General features: G+C 61.2%; 25 protein-coding genes. 10 read left to right on the forward strand and 15 right to left on the reverse strand.

Annotated features, from left to right (window positions below):
• Positions 1–141: 141 nt before the first annotated feature.
• Positions 142–2466 carry a GumC family protein gene (locus tag NCHU2750_RS05650; protein WP_119939557.1) on the forward strand — a complete coding sequence of 775 codons (2325 nt, stop codon included), beginning with the start codon at positions 142–144 and terminating at the stop codon, positions 2464–2466.
• Positions 2467–2471: 5 nt separating this feature from the next.
• On the opposite strand, the gene NCHU2750_RS05655 is transcribed toward NCHU2750_RS05650, so the two are convergent.
• Together NCHU2750_RS05655 and NCHU2750_RS05660 are read right to left on the reverse strand one after the other, a co-directional pair.
• On the reverse strand, positions 2472–3683 hold the full coding sequence (locus tag NCHU2750_RS05655; RefSeq protein ID WP_119939558.1) for a GNAT family N-acetyltransferase: 1212 nt from the start codon (positions 3681–3683) through the stop codon (positions 2472–2474).
• A gap of 108 nt (positions 3684–3791) precedes the next feature.
• The gene (locus tag NCHU2750_RS05660) at positions 3792–4004 is read right to left on the reverse strand and encodes a DUF2842 domain-containing protein (RefSeq protein ID WP_119939559.1); all 213 of its coding nucleotides are present in this window, start codon (positions 4002–4004) and stop codon (positions 3792–3794) included.
• A gap of 226 nt (positions 4005–4230) precedes the next feature.
• On the opposite strand from NCHU2750_RS05660, the gene NCHU2750_RS05665 reads away from it, so the two are divergent.
• Positions 4231–5328 (forward strand): COX15/CtaA family protein, encoded by a 1098-nt coding sequence (locus NCHU2750_RS05665; protein ID WP_502703823.1) that lies wholly within the window; start codon positions 4231–4233, stop codon positions 5326–5328.
• A 37-nt stretch (positions 5329–5365) separates the two neighbouring features.
• On the opposite strand, the gene argC is transcribed toward NCHU2750_RS05665, so the two are convergent.
• The 3 genes from argC to NCHU2750_RS05680 all read right to left on the reverse strand — a co-directional run bounded on the left by argC (position 5366) and on the right by NCHU2750_RS05680 (position 7717).
• Positions 5366–6298 carry an N-acetyl-gamma-glutamyl-phosphate reductase gene (gene argC / locus NCHU2750_RS05670; protein WP_119939561.1) on the reverse strand — a complete coding sequence of 311 codons (933 nt, stop codon included), beginning with the start codon at positions 6296–6298 and terminating at the stop codon, positions 5366–5368.
• Positions 6299–6371: 73 nt separating this feature from the next.
• Positions 6372–7364, reverse strand: coding sequence for an agmatinase (speB, locus tag NCHU2750_RS05675; protein ID WP_119939562.1), 993 nt, complete (start codon positions 7362–7364; stop codon positions 6372–6374).
• Between the two features lie 8 nt (positions 7365–7372).
• Entirely contained in the window at positions 7373–7717 is a 345-nt protein-coding gene (locus tag NCHU2750_RS05680) for an antibiotic biosynthesis monooxygenase family protein (protein ID WP_119939563.1), read from the reverse strand.
• Between the two features lie 273 nt (positions 7718–7990).
• Here NCHU2750_RS05680 and NCHU2750_RS05685 point away from each other — a divergent pair, with 273 nt between their 5' ends.
• Positions 7991–9226, forward strand: coding sequence for a TadE/TadG family type IV pilus assembly protein (locus tag NCHU2750_RS05685; protein ID WP_245480345.1), 1236 nt, complete (start codon positions 7991–7993; stop codon positions 9224–9226).
• A 251-nt stretch (positions 9227–9477) separates the two neighbouring features.
• On the opposite strand, the gene rpsI is transcribed toward NCHU2750_RS05685, so the two are convergent.
• Entirely contained in the window at positions 9478–9945 is a 468-nt protein-coding gene (gene rpsI, locus NCHU2750_RS05690) for a 30S ribosomal protein S9 (RefSeq protein WP_119939565.1), read from the reverse strand.
• Positions 9946–9947: 2 nt separating this feature from the next.
• Positions 9948–10412: a 50S ribosomal protein L13 gene (rplM, locus tag NCHU2750_RS05695; RefSeq protein WP_119939566.1), complete on the reverse strand. Its 465-nt coding sequence runs from the start codon at positions 10410–10412 to the stop codon at positions 9948–9950.
• 498 nt (positions 10413–10910) lie between these two features.
• On the opposite strand from rplM, the gene NCHU2750_RS05700 reads away from it, so the two are divergent.
• The gene (locus tag NCHU2750_RS05700) at positions 10911–11339 is read left to right on the forward strand and encodes a CoA-binding protein (protein WP_119939567.1); all 429 of its coding nucleotides are present in this window, start codon (positions 10911–10913) and stop codon (positions 11337–11339) included.
• A 41-nt stretch (positions 11340–11380) separates the two neighbouring features.
• Here the strand turns inward: NCHU2750_RS05700 and NCHU2750_RS05705 are convergent, their stop codons facing one another.
• Positions 11381–11809: a DUF6455 family protein gene (locus NCHU2750_RS05705; protein WP_119939568.1), complete on the reverse strand. Its 429-nt coding sequence runs from the start codon at positions 11807–11809 to the stop codon at positions 11381–11383.
• A gap of 137 nt (positions 11810–11946) precedes the next feature.
• Between NCHU2750_RS05705 and NCHU2750_RS05710 the strand changes: the two genes are divergently transcribed.
• Positions 11947–13230, forward strand: coding sequence for an O-acetylhomoserine aminocarboxypropyltransferase (locus NCHU2750_RS05710; protein WP_119939569.1), 1284 nt, complete (start codon positions 11947–11949; stop codon positions 13228–13230).
• A gap of 45 nt (positions 13231–13275) precedes the next feature.
• Here the strand turns inward: NCHU2750_RS05710 and bdcA are convergent, their stop codons facing one another.
• Positions 13276–13989: an SDR family oxidoreductase gene (gene bdcA, locus NCHU2750_RS05715; RefSeq protein ID WP_119939570.1), complete on the reverse strand. Its 714-nt coding sequence runs from the start codon at positions 13987–13989 to the stop codon at positions 13276–13278.
• Between the two features lie 85 nt (positions 13990–14074).
• Between bdcA and NCHU2750_RS05720 the strand changes: the two genes are divergently transcribed.
• From NCHU2750_RS05720 to NCHU2750_RS05730, 3 genes are all read left to right on the forward strand, one after another.
• On the forward strand, positions 14075–14674 hold the full coding sequence (locus tag NCHU2750_RS05720; protein ID WP_119939571.1) for a TetR/AcrR family transcriptional regulator: 600 nt from the start codon (positions 14075–14077) through the stop codon (positions 14672–14674).
• A gap of 38 nt (positions 14675–14712) precedes the next feature.
• Positions 14713–15057 carry a cupin domain-containing protein gene (locus NCHU2750_RS05725; protein ID WP_119939572.1) on the forward strand — a complete coding sequence of 115 codons (345 nt, stop codon included), beginning with the start codon at positions 14713–14715 and terminating at the stop codon, positions 15055–15057.
• A gap of 125 nt (positions 15058–15182) precedes the next feature.
• Entirely contained in the window at positions 15183–15422 is a 240-nt protein-coding gene (locus tag NCHU2750_RS05730) for a hypothetical protein (RefSeq protein WP_119943010.1), read from the forward strand.
• 28 nt (positions 15423–15450) lie between these two features.
• Here NCHU2750_RS05730 and NCHU2750_RS05735 read toward each other — a convergent pair whose 3' ends face one another.
• Positions 15451–15939 carry a MarR family winged helix-turn-helix transcriptional regulator gene (locus NCHU2750_RS05735; RefSeq protein ID WP_119939573.1) on the reverse strand — a complete coding sequence of 163 codons (489 nt, stop codon included), beginning with the start codon at positions 15937–15939 and terminating at the stop codon, positions 15451–15453.
• Between the two features lie 168 nt (positions 15940–16107).
• On the opposite strand from NCHU2750_RS05735, the gene NCHU2750_RS05740 reads away from it, so the two are divergent.
• Positions 16108–16905, forward strand: coding sequence for an SDR family NAD(P)-dependent oxidoreductase (locus tag NCHU2750_RS05740; RefSeq protein ID WP_119939574.1), 798 nt, complete (start codon positions 16108–16110; stop codon positions 16903–16905).
• Here the strand turns inward: NCHU2750_RS05740 and NCHU2750_RS05745 are convergent.
• The 5 genes from NCHU2750_RS05745 to NCHU2750_RS05765 form a co-directional block, all read right to left on the reverse strand.
• Positions 16902–17615: an LrgB family protein gene (locus tag NCHU2750_RS05745; protein ID WP_119939575.1), complete on the reverse strand. Its 714-nt coding sequence runs from the start codon at positions 17613–17615 to the stop codon at positions 16902–16904. The two genes, NCHU2750_RS05740 and NCHU2750_RS05745, sit on opposite strands and share 4 nt — an antisense overlap.
• The gene (locus NCHU2750_RS05750; RefSeq protein WP_119943012.1) at positions 17602–17955 is read right to left on the reverse strand and encodes a CidA/LrgA family protein; all 354 of its coding nucleotides are present in this window, start codon (positions 17953–17955) and stop codon (positions 17602–17604) included. Before NCHU2750_RS05750 ends, NCHU2750_RS05745 begins: the two co-directional genes overlap by 14 nt.
• A 199-nt stretch (positions 17956–18154) precedes the next feature.
• Positions 18155–19420, reverse strand: coding sequence for a cytochrome P450 (locus NCHU2750_RS05755; RefSeq protein ID WP_119943014.1), 1266 nt, complete (start codon positions 19418–19420; stop codon positions 18155–18157).
• 56 nt (positions 19421–19476) lie between these two features.
• The gene (gene ggt / locus NCHU2750_RS05760; protein WP_119939576.1) at positions 19477–21231 is read right to left on the reverse strand and encodes a gamma-glutamyltransferase; all 1755 of its coding nucleotides are present in this window, start codon (positions 21229–21231) and stop codon (positions 19477–19479) included.
• A gap of 102 nt (positions 21232–21333) precedes the next feature.
• Positions 21334–22581 (reverse strand): GGDEF domain-containing protein, encoded by a 1248-nt coding sequence (locus NCHU2750_RS05765; RefSeq protein WP_119939577.1) that lies wholly within the window; start codon positions 22579–22581, stop codon positions 21334–21336.
• 366 nt (positions 22582–22947) lie between these two features.
• Here NCHU2750_RS05765 and clpP point away from each other — a divergent pair, with 366 nt between their 5' ends.
• Positions 22948–23580, forward strand: a complete 633-nt coding sequence (clpP, locus tag NCHU2750_RS05770; RefSeq protein WP_119939578.1) for an ATP-dependent Clp endopeptidase proteolytic subunit ClpP — start codon at positions 22948–22950, stop codon at positions 23578–23580.
• Positions 23581–23846: the final 266 nt, after the last annotated feature.

The raw sequence follows: 23846 nt of genomic DNA on the forward strand, positions 1-23846 counted from the left end.
AAACTGTTAGGGTTAATGGCCGGTAAAAGCGCCGTCGAAAATCAGCGATTTCGTAAATAACGTCCCGTTGTGGGCACTGTATTAACCGCGAGGTTACCACGGGCCTTTACCATCCCGTGAGCGCGAATGGTGGAGCATGTGATGTCTGGTGCGAACGGCAGTTACCAGGATGTGGATATCGACCTGGGTCGGGTGGCCGCGGCTCTGTGGGAGCGAAAGGGTCGCATCCTGGCCGTGACCGCGCTTGCCGCTGTCGGTGCACTTGTCGTGACCAGCCTGATGACGCCGAGCTACAAGGCCGAGACGCGCCTCCTGATCGAATCCCGCTCGCCCAACCTGACCGGCGCCGACGCGAACGCCGCCAATGATCCGGTTCTCGATGCGCTCAACATCACCAGCCAGGCGCAGATCCTCCAGTCGACAGACCTGATCCGTCGTGTGGCAAGGGAATTGAACCTTGCCAAATACAAGGAATTCGATCCCGCCGCCAAATCGCTCGTCCCTGATCTTCTTGTGCTGACTGGCCTGAAACCTGACCCGATGTCGCTCGATCCCGAGGATCGCGTGGTCGAGAAGTTCCGCGAGAAGCTGCAGGTCTATGCGGTGGAAAATTCACGAGTCATCGCGATCGAGTTTTCGTCCCATGACCCGAAACTGTCTGCCGCCGTCCCCAACAAGATGGCCGAGGTCTACCTGCAGATCCAGAGCGGCGCAAAGATCGACAATCATGAGGAAACGGCCAAGTGGCTTGAACCGGAAATCGCCAGCCTGACCCAGAAGGTCAAGGATGCCGAACGCAAGGTCGCCGACTACCGCTCGCAGAACGGCCTGTTCCAGACCAATGGCGCAAGCAGCTTTTCGTCCCAGCAGCTGAACGACATTTCGGCCGAACTCACCCGCGTGCGCGGCGATCGCGCCAATGCCGAGGCGAGGGCGCAGAATGTCCGTGCCGCGCTGAAGGCCGGCCGCAGTCCCGATACGATTTCCGAAGTCTCCAGTTCGCAGGTCATCCAGCGGCTGAAGGAGACGGAGACCAATCTCCAGGCGCAGATCTCCGATCTCTCGACGACACTGCTCGATGGCCATCCGCGGCTGAAGGGGTTGCGCGCCCAACTTGCCCAGATCCGCCAGCAGATTGCAAACGAGACGCAGAAGGTTCTCGCAGGCCTCGACAGCGAGGCAGACGTCGCGCGCCTGCGCGAACAACAGTTGGTAAGCCAGCTCAATGCGCTGAAGGCAGATTCGGCCCGCTCCGGCGAGGAGGAAGTGGGGCTCAGGGCACTGGAGCGTGAGGCGACCGCCCAGCGCCAGTTGCTCGAAACCTATCTGTCGCGCTACCGCGAAGCGACGTCCAAGCTCGACGGCAATGCGACGCCCGCCGATGCCCGTATCGTCTCTCAGGCTGTCGAACCGTCCGAACCCTTCTTTCCCAAGATCATCCCGATCATCGTCGTCATCACGCTGGCCACCCTTATTGTCAGCTGCCTGATCGTGATGATTTCGGAACTGTTCAGCGGCCGCGCCCTTCGCCCGGTCAATCGCGATGCCGATTCCTTTCCTCACCGCGCCCATGACGAGGCGGGGCGCGATGAGCCGGTGGTTGCTGCCGTTCCGGCTCTTGCGCCCGTCGTGGCACGGGAAGTCGTGGTTCATCCGGCAACGCCCGAGCCGGCGAGCCTCACGCCGGAGCCGGTCGTCGAAGCTGCTGTGGCGCCGGCGCCAGAACCCGAAATCCGCAAGGCAGCAATTGCCGCCACCCGTGTCCAGCCGCCGGTGGAACATGTCGCAGCCAAGGAACTGCCGGCCGCCGTTGCTGTCTCCGCCGACCTGCCGCAAAGCGAAGCCTCGGAGCCGCCGCGTGCCGCCGACACCAGCTTTACCATCGGCTCCGTCGCCCATTATTTGCAGCGCCATGCCATACCGGTAGCGATTGCCGTATCGCCCGCCGGCGATGATGGATCGACCGCGACCGTCATGCTGGCCCGCGCCGTGGCCGAGACGGCCCGCACCGTCATCCTCGTCGATCTCACCGGTTCGGCCTGCCCGACGCGGTTGATGGCCGAGCATGACCGGCTGGCCGGCATTACCGATCTTCTCTGCGGAGAAACCGCATTCGGCGATGCCATCCATCGCGACCGGCTTTCGGATGCCCATATCGTGCCGCAGGGCGTCTCAGACGTCGTGCGTGCCATGCGCGCCGCCGACCGCCTGACGATCATCATCGATGCGCTTTCCGATGCCTATGATCTCGTGCTGATCGAATGTGGTCCGGCCGATATCGCAAGCCTCAAGCGCCTGGTCCGCGGCGAAAACACCGAGATCATCCTCTCCGTGCCCGGCTTCCGCGAGGAGGCAATCGCCAATCTCGTGGTCACCTATGCGGATGCCGGCTTCCCCAACCTTCTGGTGATGGCGCAGGGCGACGACCATCAGACGCCATCTTCCCGCCGCTCGAGCGCGGCCTGATTTTTTCAGCCGAGCTTTGATCGAAGGCTCTGCGCCAGCGTGTAGAGCCGCGGATTACGCTTGATCATGGTTTTGGCGCGGGTTGCCGCGAGGTGCCGGAAGGCGAGCAGCGATCCCTTGAGGGTGAGCGGCAGCAGCATGTCGTGCAGTACCGTCTCCTGACTGCACCAGCTGCGCTTGTAGGGCTGGTCTCCGATGCCGAAGTCGAACAGGCCAGCGCCGTTCTCGATACTGTTTTCGATGACGAGCCAGAACAACAGTTCCCCCGGGCTCGCATCCGCACCGATGCTTTCGTCGATCGAGCTGAACTGGCAAAGCACGTGGCCACCCTGGCGCGACAGGCCGGTAATGGCCGCCAGATGGCCTTCATGTTCGCCCTTGAGGCGGATGGCATGCATCGCAAGCGCCCTGTCCGTGCCGCGCTCTGGCGCATCCAGAAGACGATGCAGAAACGCCTGCGTCTCCTGCGGTGCGAACACGTCCGGCAGGCCGAAGGCCTTCAGCCGCGTTCCCTTCTGGACGAAGAAGCGGTCGAGCAGATCGTGCTGCTCGTTGGCCTCCGTTGCGACCACATAGTCGAACCCGCCGATTGCCTCCAGCCGGCGCACCTGCGCGCGGAATTTCTTCCGTCGCGTCTTGGCATTCACCTGTGAAAGCGTTGCTTCCATCGTGCCGAGAAGCGGCAGCTGGAAGGAATGGTTCTGGTTCTCGATCGAAGCCAGGGCCGCAAGCGGATGGCTGATGCCCTTCCACTGAAGCGGTACCTCGTCGATGACGATAAGATCGGCAAGGCCGTGCAGTGTTTTCGCAAGAGATGCCTTGAACCGCTGCAGCTCTTCCGTATTCGGCTGGGTCAGTTCTTCATCGAACAGACCCGTATTGATATTGTTGAACCGGCCGCCGGGAAGGCGCGCAACGCGGCCAAGTCGTTCGCGGCTGATCTCGAAGGGCAGGATCAGAACCACGCGGGATCCGATCGAGCCGGTGACCGTGGCCATGTCGGCTTTTTGGGTTTCCGCCCAGGTGCGACACCAGTCCAGGCCCTGGTTGAGCGAGTTCCACTCGCGGCCTTCCAGCCGCCGCCAGTCGGTCTCGATCGAAGAATAGTCTCTAACCACCGCCAGCCGGATATCGCCGAATTGCAGCGCAGCTCTGTCCGTCGGGCCGGGCAGGGGCAATGCTACATCCGTACTGGTCTGGCTTGCCGCTATTGTCATGGTTCACCCGTGTCGTTGGGTGCCATGTTAGGACAAGCCGGCAAACAATGCGTTTATGCGGCGACGGCAATGGGCCAAGCCTTGCGTCTGGTTAACCGCGAATGAAGCTCACTGCTTGGGCCGCGGTCCCGCCATCCATTTGATGATCAGCATCGCCGGCAGGATCCACAACAGGCCGGAGAGCAGGAAATACAGGAAATGCACCCACCATGGCGCGTTGGCGAGTGTCAGCGTTGCGATCGTCGTGGCGGCCAGTGCGTAGACGACCACGAGCACGATGATCAGGATCGTGCCGACAAAGCTTCTCCAGCGCGGAACCATTCGTTCGCCTCCCGAACACTTGATGCCGCGACCGCATGCCGCGCGACACTGGGACTTGTTTTGCATGGGGGCTTGAGGCAAAGCAACGGTGAATAGAACAATGCCGCGCTTCTGCGTCGCGTTGTCCCATCGATACGGGCCGATGAACACCCCAGCTGGCGGCCCGCGAACATAGGTTCGGGCGATAAGTCCGAGACCAGAGCCATGAATGGCAGGAGCCTTCGTCATGTCGGCAGCAGACGCGATCATCATCGAAGCTACGCCCGAGATCGGGCGCATCAGCCGCAATCGCAAGGCGGTTCGCATCTGGCTCGGTCTGGTCATCCTGACACTGTTCTGTCTCGTCCTTGTCGGCGGCGCAACGCGGCTGACCGGTTCCGGCTTGTCGATCACCGAATGGAAGCCGATCCACGGGGTCATCCCGCCGCTCAATGCGGCCGAGTGGCAGGAAGAGTTCGAGCTTTATCAGCGCATCCCGCAATTCCAGCAGTTGAACAGCGACATGACGGTCGATGGCTTCAAATCGATCTTCTGGTGGGAATGGTCGCACCGGCTGCTCGCCCGCTCGATCGGCATGATCTTCGGGCTGCCGCTGATCTTCTTCTGGCTGACCGGCCGTATCGAGCGCCGCCTGCGGCTTCCCTTGGTCGGCCTTCTGGCGCTCGGTGGCTTCCAGGGTTTTGTCGGCTGGTGGATGGTGTCCTCCGGCCTCGAAAAGCTGACCAGCGTGTCGCAATACCGGCTTGCGACCCACCTGACGATCGCCTGTCTCATTTTCTCTGCCTCGGTCTGGATCATGCGCGGCCTTGCCCGCCAGCCGACCGATGCCCCGCCGACCGCATATTCCAAATGGGCCGCCGGCGCGCTCGCCTTCATGGCGCTCTTCCAGATCTATCTCGGCGCGTTGGTCGCCGGCCTGCATGCAGGCCTTGCCTATAACACATGGCCGCTGATGGACGGCTCGCTGGTACCCGGCGATCTCTTCGTCCAGCAGCCATGGTGGATCAACCTTTTCGAGAACCCGAAGACGGTGCAGTTCGTCCACCGTTGCGGTGCCTATGTCCTGTGGACCGGCACCTTCCTTCACATGTTGACCGCTATGATCCGCGCGCCGCAATCCTCGCATGCCCGCCGCGCGCTGATCCTCTTCATCCTCGTCAGCATCCAGGCCGCGATCGGTATTTCGACGCTCGTCATGGAAGTGCCGCTCGATCTGGCGCTCACCCACCAGGGCATGGCGATGATCGTACTTGGCTTCGCTTTCGCCCATTTCCGCGGCTTCGTCGGAGAATATCCGGTCGAAACAAAAACGGCGGCACGCTGAGCGCACCGCCGGTTCGGATCTCTATGAAGTCTGTCGGTTATGCCGACAGCATCAGGTCCATGTTCTGCACGGCGGCACCCGATGCGCCCTTGCCGAGATTATCGAGAAGCGCGACCAGATTGACATGCGCACCGCCCGGCGTGCCGAAGACGAAGAGCTTCATCCGGTCGGTATTGGCAAGTTCCTCCGCATCGACGCGCGGCAGCTTGGCGCTCTCTTCGAGCGGCACGACCGTGACGATGTTCTGGCCGGCATAATGGGCGACGAGTGCTGCATGGATGCTCTCGGCCGTCGCGCCATCCTTCAAGTCGTCGAGGAACAGCGGCACCTGCACGATCATGCCCTGCGGGAAACGGCCGACCGAAGGCGAAAACAGCGGCGAACGATCGAGCAGGCCATGGGTCTTCATCTCAGGCACATGCTTGTGCTTGAGGGTCAGGCCATAGACGAAATTGTTGGCGGAGATCGCATCCTCGCGGGACTGGTCTTCCATCTGGGCGATCATCTGCTTGCCGCCGCCGGTATAGCCGGAAACCGCATTGACCGTGACCGGATAGCTGTCAGGCAGGATGCCGGCAGCCCTGAGCGGCCGGATCAGGCCGATCGCGCCGGTCGGATAGCAGCCGGGATTTGCCACATGGCGGGCAGCCCTGATCTTGTCGGCCTGCGCCTTGTCCATTTCGGCAAAGCCATAGGCCCAGTCGGGGGCGATCCGATAAGCGGTCGAGGTGTCGATGACGCGTACCTTGTTATTGCCCGACAGCATCGACACGGCTTCGCGCGAGGCATCGTCCGGCAGGCAGAGGATGGCGATGTCGGCGCTGTTGAGCAGGTCCTCCCGCATGGCGGCATTGCGCCGCTCGGCTTCCGGGATCGACAACAGGTCGACGTCGCGGCGGCCGGCCATGCGGGTGCGGATCTGCAGTCCCGTCGTGCCGTGTTCGCCGTCGATGAAGATCTTTGCCGTCATTGTCTTTGTCCTGTTGAATCAGTGCCTTGGATGAAGTGCTGGAATCAATCTACCAGCAACTTGAGAAAGTTTCTTAACGAGCCGTGGCCTCGCGGGCCAAACGCTCGGCCTTGAGCCCGAGCATATACATTGCAACCGTTGCCCCGGCAATGGCGGTAATATCGGCATGATCATAGGCCGGAGCCACTTCCACGACGTCGCCGCCGCGTATGTCGAGTGCACCAAGCTTGCGCAAGACCGACAGGATTTTGGCGCTGGACGGTCCGCCGGCCACCGGCGTGCCGGTGCCCGGCGCGAAGGCAGGATCGAGGCAGTCGATGTCGAAGGTGAGATAGACCGGCCGGTCGCCGACATGGGCGAGGATCGCATCGGCTATCTGTTGCGCCCCCATGTCCTCCACCTCATAGCCATGCAGGATGCGGATGCCGAAATCGTCCGGCGCATGGGTGCGGATGCCGATCTGGATCGAATGCGCCGCATCGATCACGCCCTCCCGCACCGCGCGGGCGACGAAGGAACCGTGATCGATCCGTTCACCGCCATCATCCCCATTGCTGTCGTCCCCATTGCTGTCGTCCCATGTGTCCTGATGCGCATCGAAATGGACAAGGGCGAGGGGGCCATGCTTTTCCGCATGAGCCTTGAGCAGCGGCCATGTAACGAAATGATCTCCACCCAGCGAAAGCAGAAAGGCGCCCGAAGCGATGATCTTCGCCGCTTCTGCCTCGATCAGCCCCGGCGTCTTCCGGTGATTGCCATAGTCGAGCAGCACGTCGCCGTAATCCACGACTGCCATCGCCTCGAACAGATCACGCTCAAACGGATATTGCGGGTCATTGTCGAAGATCGCCGAGGCACGACGGATCGCCTGAGGCCCGAAACGGGCGCCGGGACGGTTGGAAACGGCCGCATCGAACGGGATGCCGAGCACCACCGCGTCGGCGCCGTCGATATCCTTGGAATAACGCCGCCGCATGAAGGAGAGGGCGCCTGCATAGGTCGGGTCGGTTGCTGCCCCGCGAAGCGCTCTTGCGGTAAACGCGTTATCGATCGATTTGCTCGCCATTGCCTCTCCTACCTGTCGAGCCCGTAGGCCCGCTCCACCCGTGCGATACGCACCTGATAATCCTCGTACCAGCGTTCCCGCCCAAGCCTCTGCGCGGCGGCATGGGAGACGACGGCCTTCCATGCCCTGATACTGTCCTCGTCCACCCAATAGGAATTGGTAATTCCGAACCCGTCAATGCCGCGGGCGCTCTCGACCCCGAGAAATCCGGGTTGTTGGCTGGCAAGCTCGACCATCGCATCGGCCATCTGGCCATAGCCCTGATCGCCCTCGGTGCGACAGGAAGAAAAGGCGACGACGTAATAGGGCGGTTGCGGAAGCCGAGCGAAGGGGGATGGCGCAGATGCCGACATGGAAAGGTCCTCTCTCAAACTGATGCATGAAAGTCATCTGTGGCCATGCACAGTTGATGCGCAAATCTCAAATCGTGATGTATGCGGGAAAGTCCGGTTCAATAATAAACGCGGAGAGTATTAGGGTATTCGCTTCTCTCGTGATGTGTATGGAAGTCAAGTATATTTTGGTTTTCTAATGGTAAATGCGAAAATTCGATATATTCCATTTAGGCACATTTAGAGATTCCCGTTGTAAGCATCAGTCATATTTGGTGCGGCGGGATATTATTGATGTTAGGCATATTTAATGCGGCAATGAAATGCTGCAAAAGACTGGTTAAGGATGGTGGCGGCAACTTCGCCGTTACTACGGCGCTCATCTTGCCCGTTCTCGTTGTTGCCGCAGGAGGTGCGGTCGACGCGTCTTCCGCCTATCTGGAAAAAAGCAGGATCCAGGGGGCGCTTGATTCAGCCGTGCTTGCCGTGGCCGGGGTGAGCGACAATACGCAACGTTTAACCACTGCTGCGAGCTTCATGCCGCCGGCATCGGAAAATCCAGTTGCCAATCCGCTCGTTCTCGCCGCCAACAGCGACGGCAGCGTGACGGGAACCTACACGTATGAAGTTGAGAACAATTTCCTCAATATCATCGGGATCGACAACTTCAGGATTGTCGTGACGGCAACCGCAATGTCGTCCGGGACGAGTGCGAGCAGCGGTTCGGCCTGCATCCATGTTTTGGGCAATGTCGGGCAGGCGGTCCTCATCAACTCCGGTGCCAACGTCAAGTCGGCGGCCTGCGGTATCGACGTCCTGTCGACGTCCTCCCCGGCCTTCATCATGAACAGTGGTTCGACGATCTCGACGCCGCGCTTCTGCGTCAAGGGCACGAATTACATCAAGAACGGTGGCACGCTGACCAATCTTCAGGTCGGCTGCGCGGCCTCCGCCGATCCCTATGCCGGTCTCCTGCCGGAACCGCCGGTGCCTTCCACCTGCACCATGTCCGGCGCGCAATCGGGCACGACCTTTACGCTCTCCCCCGGCGTCTATTGCGACGTGACGTTCAACGGCAGTCCCAAACTCACGTTCCAGTCGGGTCTCTACATCATCAAGGGAACGATGATCATCAATTCCGGCGCGGTGGTGAATGCCCAAGGCGTGACCTTCTACTATCCGGATGTCAACAGCCGCATCCTCGCCAATGGCGGCCTGACGTTCAACGCGTCTGCGCCGACCTCCGGCACCTATGCCGGCCTGCTGATGTATGAGGCGACGAGCAGCGCCGCTAACAATGCCAACAAGCAGCAATATATCTTCAACGGCTCTGTCGGCGAGACGCTGAGCGGCATCATTTACCTGCCCAATCGGCAGGTTACCTACAACTCCACGACAAACCAGACGAGCACGATCAACATGGTCGTCTACTCCCTGATCATGAATTCGTCGAACTGGGCAGTCGAACCCTATGCCGGCTCGTCTCCCTACACCCAGTCCTCGGTCGCTTCCGTCCGGCTGATGAACTGACGCCTTCCGATTTCACTGACGCCTCAGGTCGCCGTCGCTCCGATAAAGGGCGGCGGCTTTTTCTTGCTCGTAGAAAGCCGAAAAATAGCGCTGGAAAAAGCGCATAACGAAAAAGGCGGAGCCGAAGCCCCGCCTTTCCAAAAGCAGATGTCTGAAAGCGATTAGCGCTTGGAGAACTGGCCGAAGCGCGATTAGCGCTTGGAGAACTGGCCGAAGCGCGATTAGCGCTTGGAGAACTGGCCGAAGCGCGATTAGCGCTTGGAGAACTGGAAGGAACGGCGAGCCTTGGCCTTACCGTACTTCTTACGTTCGACAACGCGGCTGTCGCGGGTCAGGAAGCCACCCTTCTTGAGGACCGAGCGAAGGCCCGGCTCGAAATAGGTGAGGGCCTTGGAGACGCCGTGACGAACGGCACCGGCCTGACCGGAGAGACCGCCACCGGTGACGGTCGCGATGATGTCGAACTGGCCGCCGCGGGCAGCAGCAACGAGCGGCTGCTGCAGGATCATCTGAAGGACCGGACGTGCGAAATACGCGGTGAAGTCGCGGCCGTTGACGATGATCTTGCCGGAACCAGCCTTGACCCATACGCGGGCAACGGCGTTCTTGCGCTTGCCGGTCGCATAGGAACGACCCTGTGCATCGACCTTGCGGACGTGAACCGGTGCTGCCTGGCCTTCAGCCGGAGCGAGGTCCTTCAAAGAGGAAAGATCAGCCATTATCAGGCGCTCCTTACGTTCTTGCTGTTCAGCGAAGCCACGTCGAGGGCGACCGGCTGCTGTGCTTCATGGGGATGGTTGGAACCGGCGTAAACGCGCAGGTTCTTCATCTGGCGACGGCCGAGCGGGCCACGGGGAACCATGCGCTCGATGGCCTTTTCGAGAACGCGCTCCGGGAAGCGGCCTTCGATGATGGCGCGTGCGGTGCGTTCCTTGATGCCACCCGGATAGCCGGTGTGCCAGTAATACTTCTTGTCGGAATACTTCTTGCCGGTGAAGACAACCTTTTCCGCATTGATGATGATGACGTTGTCGCCATCGTCAACGTGGGGGGTGTAGGTAGCCTTGTGCTTGCCGCGCAGGCGATTGGCAACGAGGGTGGCGAGGCGGCCGACAACGAGCCCTTCGGCGTCGATGATCACCCACTTCTTCTCCACCTCTGCAGGCTTCTGAACGAAGGTAGACATGGTTTTCTCTTTCGTTGGACCCTGGAACTGTCGGAAAACCGGCTGTAAGGGCGTTTTTTGTTGCTTGGATTGGCAGCCTTGCGGATGCCAAAAAAGAAAGCGGGCCTGTTACGGTCCGCGATCTGCGGCGGCTTATAACCCGGTCGCTTCGGCCGGTCAATATTGCGCATTTGGGTGCTTGAAAAATAAGCCGATATAAATCAATGGGTTAATGTTGTGGTCTTATAATACCACAATTTATCTTGCTGGCGACACCTGCGCTCTGCCGTCCCGGGAGACCTATTTTAGTAACCCATCACTAAATTATAAGCTGTATCTAATATGCCCGGGAACAAAGCTGGAATGTTCCAGAAACAAAAGAGGCAGCTATGCAAATCGGCCCTTCATAAGGGCTCCACGGTGACGATTTGAAGCGCCCGCCCGGCCGTGCCGAGCATGGCGAAACCTCCCTGCAATCCCTAGATAGATGGCTTGTGAGGGAAATCGCGGGAGCGGAACATGAACCATGATCGATACGAGGACGCCTATCTCGCCGGCATCCTGAAGGACGTCAGGACGATCGCCCTTCTCGGTGCCTCGCCGAAGCCCGATCGCCCGAGCTTTGGTGTCATGCGCTTTCTTCTGGCGCGCGGCTATACTGTCTATCCCGTCAATCCGGGGCAGGCGGGCAAGGAAATCCTCGGACAGAAGACCTATGCAACGCTTGCCGACATACCGGAGCCGATCGACATGGTGGATGTCTTTCGGGCCCCGGAATATCTCGATGCCGTCGTCGATGAGGCAATGGCGCTGGAACAGCGGCCGGCGGTGATCTGGGCCCAGCTCGGTGTGCGTGACGACGCGGCTGCCGCAAAGGCCGAAGCCGAAGGCGTGAAGGTCGTCATGGATCGCTGCCCCGCGATCGAATATCCCCGCCTCGTCGGCTGACGGGGCGACAATCCGGTTCAGGCCCACAGGGGCAGGCCCCGTCAGCCGATCAGCAGGTCGGGGTCGGCGCGCATCGCATTGAGGCTCGATGCATTGCCGCAATAGTCGGAAAATTCCTGGCCAGCGACACGCTCCTGCAGGTCGTAGCGGCAGCGGCTCTTCGACTGACACTTGGTGCAGGTGAGCTGCATTTCCCGGTAAAGGGCAGGGTGCAGCACGGCGACGTCGCTCTGGTCCAGATTGAGCGCCCGCATCATTTCGATCATCTCGTCGGCGGCGTGCGGGCCAGCCTTGACCAGTTGCAAGAGATCGTCCGGCGCGATCGCGCAATCCTTTGAGATCTGCTGGATCGTATCCTCGTCCAGCATGGCGATTTCTTCCGCCTCTGCCGCGGCCGACCACGCTTCCGCGCACCAGGTCAGAAACCGCCGCGACATGCTCGTGTTATCCTCGTATGCCACCCTTCCCATGACAACCTCCTTTGTTTCCTGAAGGATGCCGTTTCGCGCAACGATATTCCTTGATCCCCGTCAACGTTCAAGCTTTCCTGCCGGACGATCGACAATAGATGATGTAAGAACAGATCATGTGATGGGAGGATAATGCCATGCCGCCATTCAACCCCGGCTTTTCCACGCTTGCCGTTCATGCCGGAGCAGCTCCGGACCCGACGACGGGTGCGCGGGCAACGCCGATCTACCAGACCACGTCCTTCGTCTTCAACGATACCGACCATGCGGCCGCCCTGTTCGGGCTGAAGCAGTTCGGCAATATCTATACCCGCATCATGAACCCCACCCAGGCGGTTCTGGAGGAGCGGGTGGCGGCGCTCGAAGGCGGCACGGCAGCGCTCGCGGTCGCCTCCGGCCATGCGGCGCAGATGCTGATCTTCCACACGATCATGCAGCCCGGCGCCAATTTCGTCGCCGCAAAAAGGCTCTATGGCGGGTCGATCAACCAGTTCGGCCATGCCTTCAAGAATTTCGACTGGCATGTGCGTTGGGCCGATACCGATGACCCGGCAAGTTTCGAGGCGGCGATCGATGACGAGACGCGGGCGATCTTCATCGAGAGCCTCGCCAATCCGGGTGGCACCTTCGTCGATATCTCTGCCATCGCCGATATCGCCCATCGTTACGGCCTGCCGCTGATCGTCGACAATACGATGGCGAGCCCCTATCTCCTGCGGCCGCTGGAACACGGCGCCGATATTGTCGTCCATTCGCTGACGAAATTCCTCGGCGGCCACGGCAATTCCATGGGCGGCATCCTAGTCGATGGCGGCACGTTCGATTGGTCGAAATCCGGCAAGTATCCGATGATGTCGGAGTCCCGGCCGGAATATGGCGGCATCGTGCTGCATGAAACCTTCGGCAATATCGCCTTTGCCATCGGTGCCCGCGTTCTTGGCCTGCGCGACCTTGGGCCGGCCATCTCGCCCTTCAACGCCTTCATGATCCTGACTGGCATCGAGACCCTGCCGCTCCGGATGCAGAAACATTGCGACAATGCGCTGGCCGTCGCCGCATGGCTGAAGAAGCACAGCAAGGTTCGCTGGGTCAGCTACGCCGGGCTGGCGGATGACCCGAACCATCTGCTGCAGCAGCATTATGCCCCGAAGGGCGCGGGCTCCGTCTTCACCTTCGGCATCGAAGGCGGTTACGAAGCCGGCCGAACCTTCGTCGAGGGGCTGCAGCTCTTCTCGCATCTCGCCAATATCGGTGACACGCGCTCGCTCGTCATCCATCCGGCCTCGACGACCCACCGCCAGCTCACCGAGGAGCAGCAGATCGCCGCCGGGGCCGGCCCGGATGTCGTGCGCCTGTCGATCGGCATCGAGGACGAGGCCGACATCATCGCCGACCTGGAACAGGCCCTGTCGAAGGTGTGATCCTCGGTTGAAGGCGTGATGGCAAAAGCCTGACGGAAGGGCGCCTCAGGCGCCCATGCCGCCATCGATCGTGTGCATGGCGCCGGTGGTGAAGCCGGCCTCCGGGCCAGCCAGATAGGCGGCGAGACCGGCCACTTCTTCCGGACGGCCATGGCGCTTCAACGCCATGAAGCCGTGCATCGTGTCCTTCATCGGGCCATCGGCCGGGTTCATGTCGGTATCGATCGGGCCGGGCTGGATGACGTTGACGGTGATGTTGCGCGGTCCGAAATCGCGGGCGAGGCCGCGTGCCAGGCCCTGTACGGCCGATTTGGTCAGGGCATAGGCGGCACCGCCGGCAAACGGCATGCGGTCGCCATTGACCGAGCCGATGATGATGATCCGCCCGCCATCGTGCATCTGGCGTGCCGCCTCTACGGCCGCGTGGTAGGGAGCCCGCACGTTGATGTCGATCATCCGGTCGACCGCATCGGGGTCCGTTTCGAGCGGATCGCCAAGAACCAGCGTGCCGGCATTGACGACGAGGACATCGAGCGCGCCGGCAGCCTTGACGGTCGCGATCGTCTGGGCCCGGTCGCCCGCATCGGATTTCACCGCGCTGGCGCCGGTCTCGGCGGCCAGTGCATCGGCTGCATCCTTGGAGCCGGCATAGGTGAATGTCACCGCGCCGCCATCGGCCGCGAAACGCTTGACGATGGCTGCTCCGATACCCCGGCTGCCGCCGAGAACGAGCACTTTCTTTCCATGGAAGTCGGTCATTTCATCTCTCCATATCATGGGGCTTGAGATTTAATGTAGTGAGCGATACATAAATAGCGGAGACGGCAACGTCAAGGATTTTGTAGTGAATAATACAGAAATAAAGCCCCGGCGTGGGCGACCCCGCACATTCGACAGGGACGAGGCGCTGGCCAAGGCGCAGGCGCTGTTTCATGCCAGGGGCTATGATGCGCTGAGTGTCGCCGACCTCACCCAGGCGCTGGGCATCAATCCGCCGAGTTTCTACGCCGCTTTCGGCAGCAAGCTGGAACTCTATGACGAGGCGCTGCGCCGTTACGAGAAATACGAGGGGCTCGACGTGGAAACCGCGCTGGCGCCCGGAACGCCTCTGGCGGAAGGCGTGGCAAAGCTGCTGCGCTACGCGGCCGATGCCTATGCCACCGGCGATGCCCATGGCTGCATGGTGATCGAAGGGGCGAGGGGTACGGCCGATCCCGAGGCGGGTGGTAGGGCGCGCGCCCGGATGGCGTCAAGCCACGCCTTCATCCGCGACAGGGTTGCGGTTCTCGACAGCGAGCATGCCGATCTGGCGGCCGACTATATCATGACGTCGCTGGCGGGCTTGTCGGCAAGTTCGCGCAATGGCATGTCGGTGATGCGCCTGCGCGTGATGGCCGAGATCGCCGCACAAGGGCTTTCCGCCTATATCAGCCAGACCGGCTGATGCCGCGCATCCACCGGTTCGACCAAGAGGGATCACCAATGAAAGCCTGGACCAGTCTCGACATTTCCAGCGTGGAACCGGAAGAAGGCGCGCCGGCCGCCGATCGGATCATTTCCGGCAACCCGGTCTTTCGCACCTGGAATGTCGAGGAAGCAGACGGCGGCATCTATGCCGGCATATGGGAGGCAACGCCCGGCAAGTGGCGCGTCGCCTACGACGAATGGGAATATTTCCATCTTCTCGAAGGCTATTCGATCCTGACGGAGGAGGGTGGAGAACCCGTTCACCTGCGTGCCGGCGACCGGATGATCCTCAGACCCGGCTTCAAGGGAAGCTGGGAAGTCGTTGAAACGACTCGCAAGGATTACGTCATCCGGCTTTGATCGATGCTGCTATGCTGCAGCAGATGGGGAGAACCATCGCAGCGGGTTTTTCTCGGCCGTCGTTCAGGTTAAGCAGTCGCATCGACAACGGCTTGGACAAGGCCTCGATCGGGCCCGGACATCGCATGCGCATTGTAAGACTTCTCGCCATCATCGTCATCGCCTTTGCGGCGGTCTTCGGCTTCCGCTGGTATCGCTATATCGGCAATACCGACAGTCCCTATGACGAGGTTGGCATCGAGATCAACAGCCGTCTTCCGACGCCTCTGCGCAAATGGGGCTGCGACAGGCTGCACGCCACTTTCGGCAATGCCCTGCCGCCCTATGGCTGCCAGGCCGGTGCCGACGGACGCAGCTGGATGTAGTCCCGTCAACGGCCGGCAGTCTGCTGGTTCAGTGCGTCTGGTCTTCTTCGCCCTCATCTGCCGCCGCATAGGCCGCTGCAAATTCGTCCGACGCGATGAAGGCGAGCGCCCGGCGAAATTCTTCCGATCGCTCCGCACCGAACACCTTGTCGAAGCGACGCTGCGCGTTCTGCCAGGCCGCCACAAGCTCGTCCTGCCTCTGCTCGCCTGCCGGTGTCAGTCGCACTCGCCTGGCGCGCCTGTCCTTTTCGTCCGGCACCAGTTCTACCAGTCCGTCGCGGATCAACAGCTTCAGCGTGTGGCCGAGCGCCGAAAGATCCATGATCATCACCTGCGCCAGTTCCTTCTGCGTCGGCTCCTTGAGATGCCGGATCTGTGACAGCAGCGAAAACTGCGTGCCGCGAAGGTCCGTCATCCCCATTGCGTCGCCATAGAGTTGCCGGAGCTGGCGGGCTGCACGCCGCACGGAACTGTTGCTGCAGTGAAACCAGATATTGTCTTCGATCTTCTTTTCCATCGCGTCATCATTCCTGACCCGAGCCGCCGCCGCAACATTGGCCGCTCCCGGCAATCTGCGGCGCGCACAAAAAATTCGGCGCCCCACTTGCGTTCTCGAAATCCAGGCTCAAATATAGTGGCATATACCAGTAAATTCCAGCCTTCTTCGGAAAAGGGAAAATCTGTCATGCCATCCAATCTTGGAACTGCTCTCGTCACCGGTGCCTCGTCAGGCATCGGCGCAACTTATGCCGACCGGCTTGCAGGCCGCGGTTACGACCTCGTCATCGTTGCGCGCGATGCGGCAAGGCTCACGGAACTGGCTGGAAAGCTGAGTGCGACCCACGGCGTGAAGGTCGATATTCTCGCCGTTGATCTCGGCCAGTCCGCCGGTGTCTCTGCCGTGGAGCAGCGCTTGCGCCAGGACGACAGCATCACGCTTTTCGTCAACAATGCCGGCATCGGCCCCACCGGTTCGCTGCTTGAGAGCGACCTCGATTATCTCGACAAGATGGTGGCCTTGAACGTCACCGCAGCCAACCGTCTTGCCGTCACCGCGGCTCAGGTCTTCGCCGCCAAGGGCAAGGGCGCCATCGTCAACACCGCCTCGGTCGTGGCGCTTGCACCGCAACTGTTCAATGGCACCTATGTCGCCACCAAGGCCTTCGTGCTGGGCCTGACCGAAGCGCTGGCAAGCGAACTCGTCGGCAAGGGCGTCAAGCTCCAGGCGGTGCTGCCCGGCCTCACGCGTACGGAGATCTTCGACCGGGTAGGGCGCTCCTTCGACGATTTCGATAAGGAAAGGGTCATGGATGTCGGCGATATGGTCGATGCGGCACTGTCCGGCTTCGACCAGGGAGAACTGGTGACCATTCCCTCGCTTGGCGACAAGGGCCTTTACGACAGTTACATCGCCGCACGCGGCGAACTCGGTCCGCACCTGTCGCGGCGAGAGCCGGCAGCCCGCTATGGCGTCAAAAGCTAACGCAGGATATGGGCGAGCAGCGGGGCGGCCAGTACGTTGACCAGGCCGACCAGAACCATCACCAGTCCGGCCACCGAGCCTTCCTCGCGGCCGATCTGGTTGGCCTTGGCCACACCCGCACCATGCGCGCCCATGCCGAACAACGCGCCTCTGGCGAGCGATGACTTGAGCGGCAGGATACGCAGCAGGTTTTCGCCCATTGCCGCACCCAGCACGCCGGTGACGACCACGAACAGAGCCGTCAGATCCGGCACGCCCCCGATATTCTGCGAGATCGCCATGGCAAACGGCGTGCTGATCGAGCGCGGTACGAGGCTGAGGCGCAATGCCCCGTCGATCGACAGTAGGCTGGCAAGTGCCCAGGCGGTCACCATGGCCGTGCCGCTACCGACCACGATGCCGAACAGCAGGACTGGCCAATAGCGCATGATCATCGCGCGCTGCTCATAGATCGGGATGGCGAAGGCGACCGTCACCGGACCGAGGATGACCATCAGCCAGCGGGTGGCACCGATATATTCCGTATAGGTCGTGTGCAGCGACAGAGCGAGCGCTGCAAGCAGCACCGGCGTCAGCACCAGCGGCGAGGACCAGATGGCCGGCCAGCGGCGATAGGTCCGCTTGGAGAGAAAGTAGATGGCGATTGTCGCAACCGACCAGAAGATCGTGATCGCGACGGTCTCAAGCGAGGGAGGCTCAAGAGAGGGCATGCCGCGTCTCCAGCCGGAGCATCAGCCGGTAACCGAGATCGACGGCCATCGCCGTCATGCACATCACTATCAATGTTCCGGCAACGATGACCGCAAGCACCTTCAGGCCCATCGGCCCGAAGAATTCGTGATGGTCGAGAACGGCCAGCACCGCCGGCACGAAGAACAGCAGCATGTCGGCCAGAAGCATATAGGCGCCGCGTCGCATCGTCGAAATATGGATCGTGCCGGTCACCAGCAGGTAGAGCAGACCGAACAGCCCGAGCACGCTGCCGGGGATTGGCAGTCCTGTGCTGCGCGACACGGCTTCTCCGACAAGCCACAGGACCGCGATCAGCATGATCTGGGCGATGCGGCTGCGATGCAGGCTCTTGTGCAAGAGAATGGAAGCTTTGCGCTTGGTCACGGAAGGGGCCTTATTCAACGATCCTCCCTGACCCGTACTATAAGGTACTGTTTCCACTAAACAATCAAACAGATTGCATAAGAGCCATGTGTTTTCGATGTGACCAACTGCCGCCCATGCTCCGAACCCCGCCTCACCAGGCCAAATCCAGCCGCTCCAGACCGTGAAAATGATAGACGTCCTTCACCTTCGGCGCAGCGGCGATCCGGAGGTCGGGCAGGCGCTTGAACAGGATCGGCAGGACCGTGTTGAGTTCCAGCCGTGCCAGCGGTGCGCCGATGCAGAAATGGATGCCGGCGCCGAAGGAGAGGTTCTGCGCCTCTTTCCGATCCGGCTTGAAGCTGAGCGGATCGGAAAACGTCTTCGGATCGAGATTGGCGGCGGCCAGGATCAGGCTCACCTTGTCGCCGCGCTTCAGCGATACGCCGTCGATCTCGACGTCCTCGAGCGCCCATCGCTGGAAGATGTGGACGGGAGCGCAGATGCGCAGCGTCTCCTCCACCGTTCGCTCCGTCGCGCTCGCGTCGCAAAACAGGTCTGCCGGCGAAAGACCGCTTTCGAGGATCACCCGCACCGAATTGCCGATCTGGTGCACCGTCGCCTCATGGCCGGCGTTCAAAAGCACGATCGTCGTCGAAACCAGTTCGTCGTCGGTCAGGTGCTGTCCCCGCCCTGAATCGGAAGACTTTCGCTCGGTATGGATCATGTGGCTGAGCAGGTCTTCGGCCGGCTGCCGACGACGTTCGACGATCAGCGTCTTCACATAGTCCGAAAACTCCCTGGCCGCCTGATCTGCTGCGTCCTCGTCTTCCCGCGATCGCTTGAACATGTACATGCCGACATAGGCATGGCTCCATTTCAGGAGCTGCGGTCCCATTTCGTCCGGTATGCCGATCATCCGGGCGATCATAGTCACGGGTATGATGTCGGCGAAGGAGGACAGAAGCTCGGTCCGCCCGTCCTTTTCAAAGCCGTCGATCAGCCTCTCCGCCAGATCGGCGATCTCGGGCCTCAGGCGCTCGATATGGCGCGACACGAAGGCACGGTTGACCAGCGTCCTCAGCCTCGTGTGCTCCGGCGGTTCGATCTCCAAGAGCGAATGCCGTTCGGCCAGATCGAAATTGGCGATATGCGCTTCCGGCTCCGGCAGGCCGAGCTCCTCGCGGCTTGCCACATGCAGGATCTGCCGCCCGAAGCGCCGGTCTCTGAGCAGCGCGTTGACATGGTCGTAGCCCGTGAAGAACCACTGTCGCTGTTCCTCCCAGTAAAAGGTCGGACAGTCGCGGTGCAGGGCCGCATAGACGCGGTTCGGATCGCCGTAAAAGGCCGGGTTGCGGCCGTCGAGGCGAACGCGTCGGGTTTTCGGGTCGATGTGGAGAAAATCGGCGAGAGGTGTCATGCCCGATGCGTAGCGCAATCTTTCGTTGCTGCGCAATCGCGATCGGCAAAATCCCTCTACTCGCCGATGGCAATCCCTTCGCGGCGGGGATCGGCGCTGCCGGCAAGCTTGCCGTCCTTGATCTCGATCGCCTGCAGCCCCGAATTCATCTCGGTGGATTTCACCTCGTAGCCCAGTGCCTTGAGCGGCCCGGCAAGCTTTTCCGCATCCGTCCCGGCCTCGATCTCATAGGGGCCGAACCTGTCGATCAGATGCGGCTGCGCGACGATCTTTTCGATCGGCATGCCCCAGTCGATATAGGCGATGAGCGCCTGCGACACATAGCCGATGATCTGGCTGCCGCCCGGCGAGCCGATGGCGAGAAGCGGCTTGCCGTCCTTCATCACGATCGTCGGCGACATCGATGAACGCGGGCGCTTGCCGGGTTCGACGCGATTGGCGACCGCCAGCCCGCCGTCATGGGTCTTGAAGGAAAAGTCGGTGAGTTCGTTGTTGAGCAGAAAGCCATGGGTCATCAGTCGCGAGCCAAAACCGTTCTCGATCGTCGTCGTCATCGAGACGACATTGCCTTGCCTGTCGACGATCACGATGTGGCTGGTCGACGGCAGCTCGATTGCCGCATCGCGGCCGAACAGCATGGCATGGTCCCATTCCGGCTCGCCGGCCTGAACTTGATCCCTGGTCAGCGCCTTGTCGCCGTCGAGAAGCTTCGCCCGTTCGCCGAGATAGGCCTTTTCGAGCAGGCCCTTGAGCGGCAGCGGCTGGAAATCCGGGTCCGCGACATAGCGTTCGCGGTCGGCAAAGGCGAGCCGCTGCGCATCGCCGATGATCCGCCAGCTCTGGGGATTTTCCGGCCCGAGCCCCTTGAGATCGAAATTTTCCGCCATGCCCAGCATCTGGCCGATCGCGATGGCTCCGGAAGAGGGAGGCCCCATGCCGCAAACATCGAGCGCACGATAGGAGAAGCAGACCGGATCGCGTTCCTTGATATGGTAGGTCGCAAGATCCGTCAGCGACAGGACGCCGGGATTGCCCTTGGCGCTGCTGACGGTCCTGACGATGTCCTCGGCGATCGGGCCACGATAGAAGGCATCGGCGCCGCCGGTGGCGATCGCTTCCAGCGTATCGGCATAGGCGGGGTTCTTCAGGATCGCCCCGGCCTTCAACGGTGCGCCGTCGGCATCGAAGAAATACTCGCGTGCCCCTTCGAAGCGTTTCAGCTTGTCACCCTCGGCGGCGATCAGCGAGGCAAGGCGAGGGGAGACGGCAAAGCCGTTGCGCGCCAGCGTGGCAGCGGGCTTTAACAGCGAAGGCCAGCTTTCGTGGCCATAGCGCTTCTGCACGTCTTCCATCAGGCGCACCGTGCCGGGCGTGCCGACCGAGCGGCCGCCGACCACCGCATCCATGAATTTGAGCGGCTGCCCCTTGTCGTCTAGGAAGAGCTGCGGTGTCGCCTCCATCGGCGCGGTCTCCCGCGCGTCGAAGGTCGTCAGGTGTTTCGAGGCGGCATCGTAATAGACGAGAAAGGCGCCGCCGCCGAGGCCGGAACTCTGGGGTTCGACCAGGCCGAGAACGGTCTGCACCGCCACCAGGGCGTCGATCGCGTTTCCGCCGCGCGCCAGCACATCGCGGCCGGCCTTGGCTGCCGCCGGATTGGCGGCTGCGACCATGAAATCCTTGGTCTCGACCCGCTTGGCAACCGTCGTCGCGGTCGCCCGTTCCGGCGCTGTCGTATCCGAGGCCTGCTGTGCCATGGCCGGTGAGATCGACATAAGGCCGATGATGACGGCCCCGTAAAATCGCTTCGCCATGCCCCATCCTCCGCGGTTGATTTCAGAGAGATTTGGAGGGTTCGGCGAGGGAAGGCAAGAGGCAAATACGAAAAGCGGAGCCGCCTCCGATGTCGCTGCGGCCTATTTTCCGATGGCGACGATGCGCCGGAGGGCGGCAACCTGCTGCGTCATGCTTGCCTGCACCGGAGTGCTCTCCGTCTCGGCATGGTCGATCGCCGGAACGATCGATACGTCGTTGTCCGTGCCGATCGCCGTCCGGTCGCGGCCGTTCGTCTTGGCCACATAGAGTGCCCGGTCGGCGGTACTGAGCAGGGTATCGAGATTGGCCGAGCCGATCTCTGCCAGCGCGATGCCGATGCTGACGGTGACGGGGATCTGGTGTTCGCCGACGGTCACCGGCTGGCGCTTCAGCGTCGTCCGGATCGCTTCGGCAACGCTTGCTGCCTCGATCATGTTGGCAACATGCATGATCGAGGCGAATTCCTCACCCCCCATGCGGCCGAAGGAGCCGCGGCCGCGCTGCGCGGCGATGCCGATCCTGGCGAATGCCACCAGCACCTCGTCGCCGGCCTGGTGCCCGTAGAGGTCGTTGATCTGCTTGAAACCGTCGAGATCCAGATGGATGAGCGCCATAAGGCCGCTGTCAGACGCATGGCTGCGCTTCAGCATGTGGAATTCATCGATCATGCCGCGACGGTTGAGAAGGTTGGTCAACGGATCGGTGACGGCGAGCAACCTGAGCTTCTGCTCGTTGCGCTCGTTGATCAGTCTTGCGCCGCTCATGATCGCCGCCATGAAGCAGAAGGCGGCAATCAGGAGCAGCCAGATGGAACTGTTTCCGGCAGCAAAGGACTGCGGCTTGTTGATCAGCGCATAAATCGCCACGGTCGTGCTCGACAGGACCTGAATGCCGACGAAGAGCGAAAATACCCGGCGGGTTCGGGAATGCCCGTTCTCTCCCCACAGGGCTGCGGCGATCAGCATCAGGTAGCCGATCACGGCCGCGCCGTGAAACAGGGCGACACGATAACCGAAGTCTGTGCGCACCGGGTCGAGCATCATGCCGGCGACGCAGATCAGCGCGGGGATCGCGATGAAGGCTTCCACCCGGCGCTTGTCGAACTGCAGCATGCCGGCGATCCACAGGCCGATGCCGACCAGCGCCATGACGTTGGCGATCTCGATCGACACGAAATCCGGCAGTGTACCGCGCAGGCCCACCATGCCGACGCCGACACCGTGGAGAATGAAGCCGGCGCCCCAGGTCAGGTAGAATGGTTGCCGTTCGTAGAACCAACGTGACCACAGGAGAACGCCGAGAGTGCTGGCCTCTGCAGCCCAGATCATGAAACCGGTTACAATATCCAACGCAATACTCCCCGCCGACCCTTGGCATGAGCCTGTGTATAAGCGGGAAAGTTTAAGGCGTCGTTTGCACGTTTCCGACCGCAGATCGCCGGCAGCCTGCTATTGGGCGCTTTCGCACCTGGGATTTACATCCGCTTTACCTTGGTGATGAAAAAGCACGTGGGAGCATGGCGATTTCGATTGAGCCGGATCGATTTATTCGCGACAGCGCAGAAGCGATTGGTTTGATACATCCCATGCGAGTTAAGGATATCCGGCTCTCCGTCTTGAAGTACCGGGCATTGACACTCTATGTAGGGATTGACCCATTCCAATGATTCCGGAGCGGCACGCTGCCTTCGGCAAGGCATTTGACAAAGGACGGACATGAAAAATCCAGTTGATACCGCAATGGCCCTGGTGCCGATGGTCGTCGAACAGACCAATCGCGGTGAACGCTCCTACGACATCTTCTCGCGCCTGTTGAAAGAGCGCATCATCTTCCTGACCGGTCCGGTGGAAGATCAGATGGCCTCGCTCGTCTGCGCCCAGCTGCTTTTCCTCGAGGCTGAAAACCCCAAGAAGGAAATCTATCTGTACATCAACTCGCCGGGTGGCGTCGTCACCGCCGGCATGTCGATCTACGATACGATGCAGTTCATCAAGCCCGCCGTTGCCACGCTGTGTATCGGTCAGGCTGCCTCTATGGGTTCGCTCCTGCTCGCCGCTGGTGAGAAGGGCATGCGGTTTGCAACGCCGAATGCCCGCATCATGGTGCACCAGCCTTCGGGCGGTTTCCAGGGCCAGGCATCCGACATCGAGCGTCATGCGCGCGACATCCTCAAGATGAAGCGCCGCCTGAACGACGTCTATGTGAAGCATACCGGCCGCACGCTCGAGGAAGTTGAAAAGACCCTTGATCGCGACCACTTCATGGATGCAGACGAGGCCCAGGAATGGGGCGTCATCGACAAGATCCTGACCTCGCGTCTGGATGCCGAGGGCGGTCCGCAGGGCTGATCAGGTTGTAGCCTTTCGGCCACTGTAACCCCGATGTGAGCGAAAAGGGGTTTCAAGTCGGCCGGAAAGCGCTATTAGTAACTATTAATGCTGTGTTGAACTTTTATGACATAGCATTCGTTTCTGAGGGGTTTCGTTGCCGCCGGATCAGATAATGACCGGTAGAGTACCCCCGAAGCAGGGCAGGCACGTGAGGCCCGTCGGTGTCACGTGCCGGCAGCGGTTGAGTGGACTGCGACCGTATTATACGTGAGCGCAGAGTGCTG

Origin of the sequence: Neorhizobium sp. NCHU2750 (assembly GCF_003597675.1) — a bacterium.
In the GTDB taxonomy this organism is placed as follows: Bacteria; Pseudomonadota; Alphaproteobacteria; order Rhizobiales; family Rhizobiaceae; genus Neorhizobium.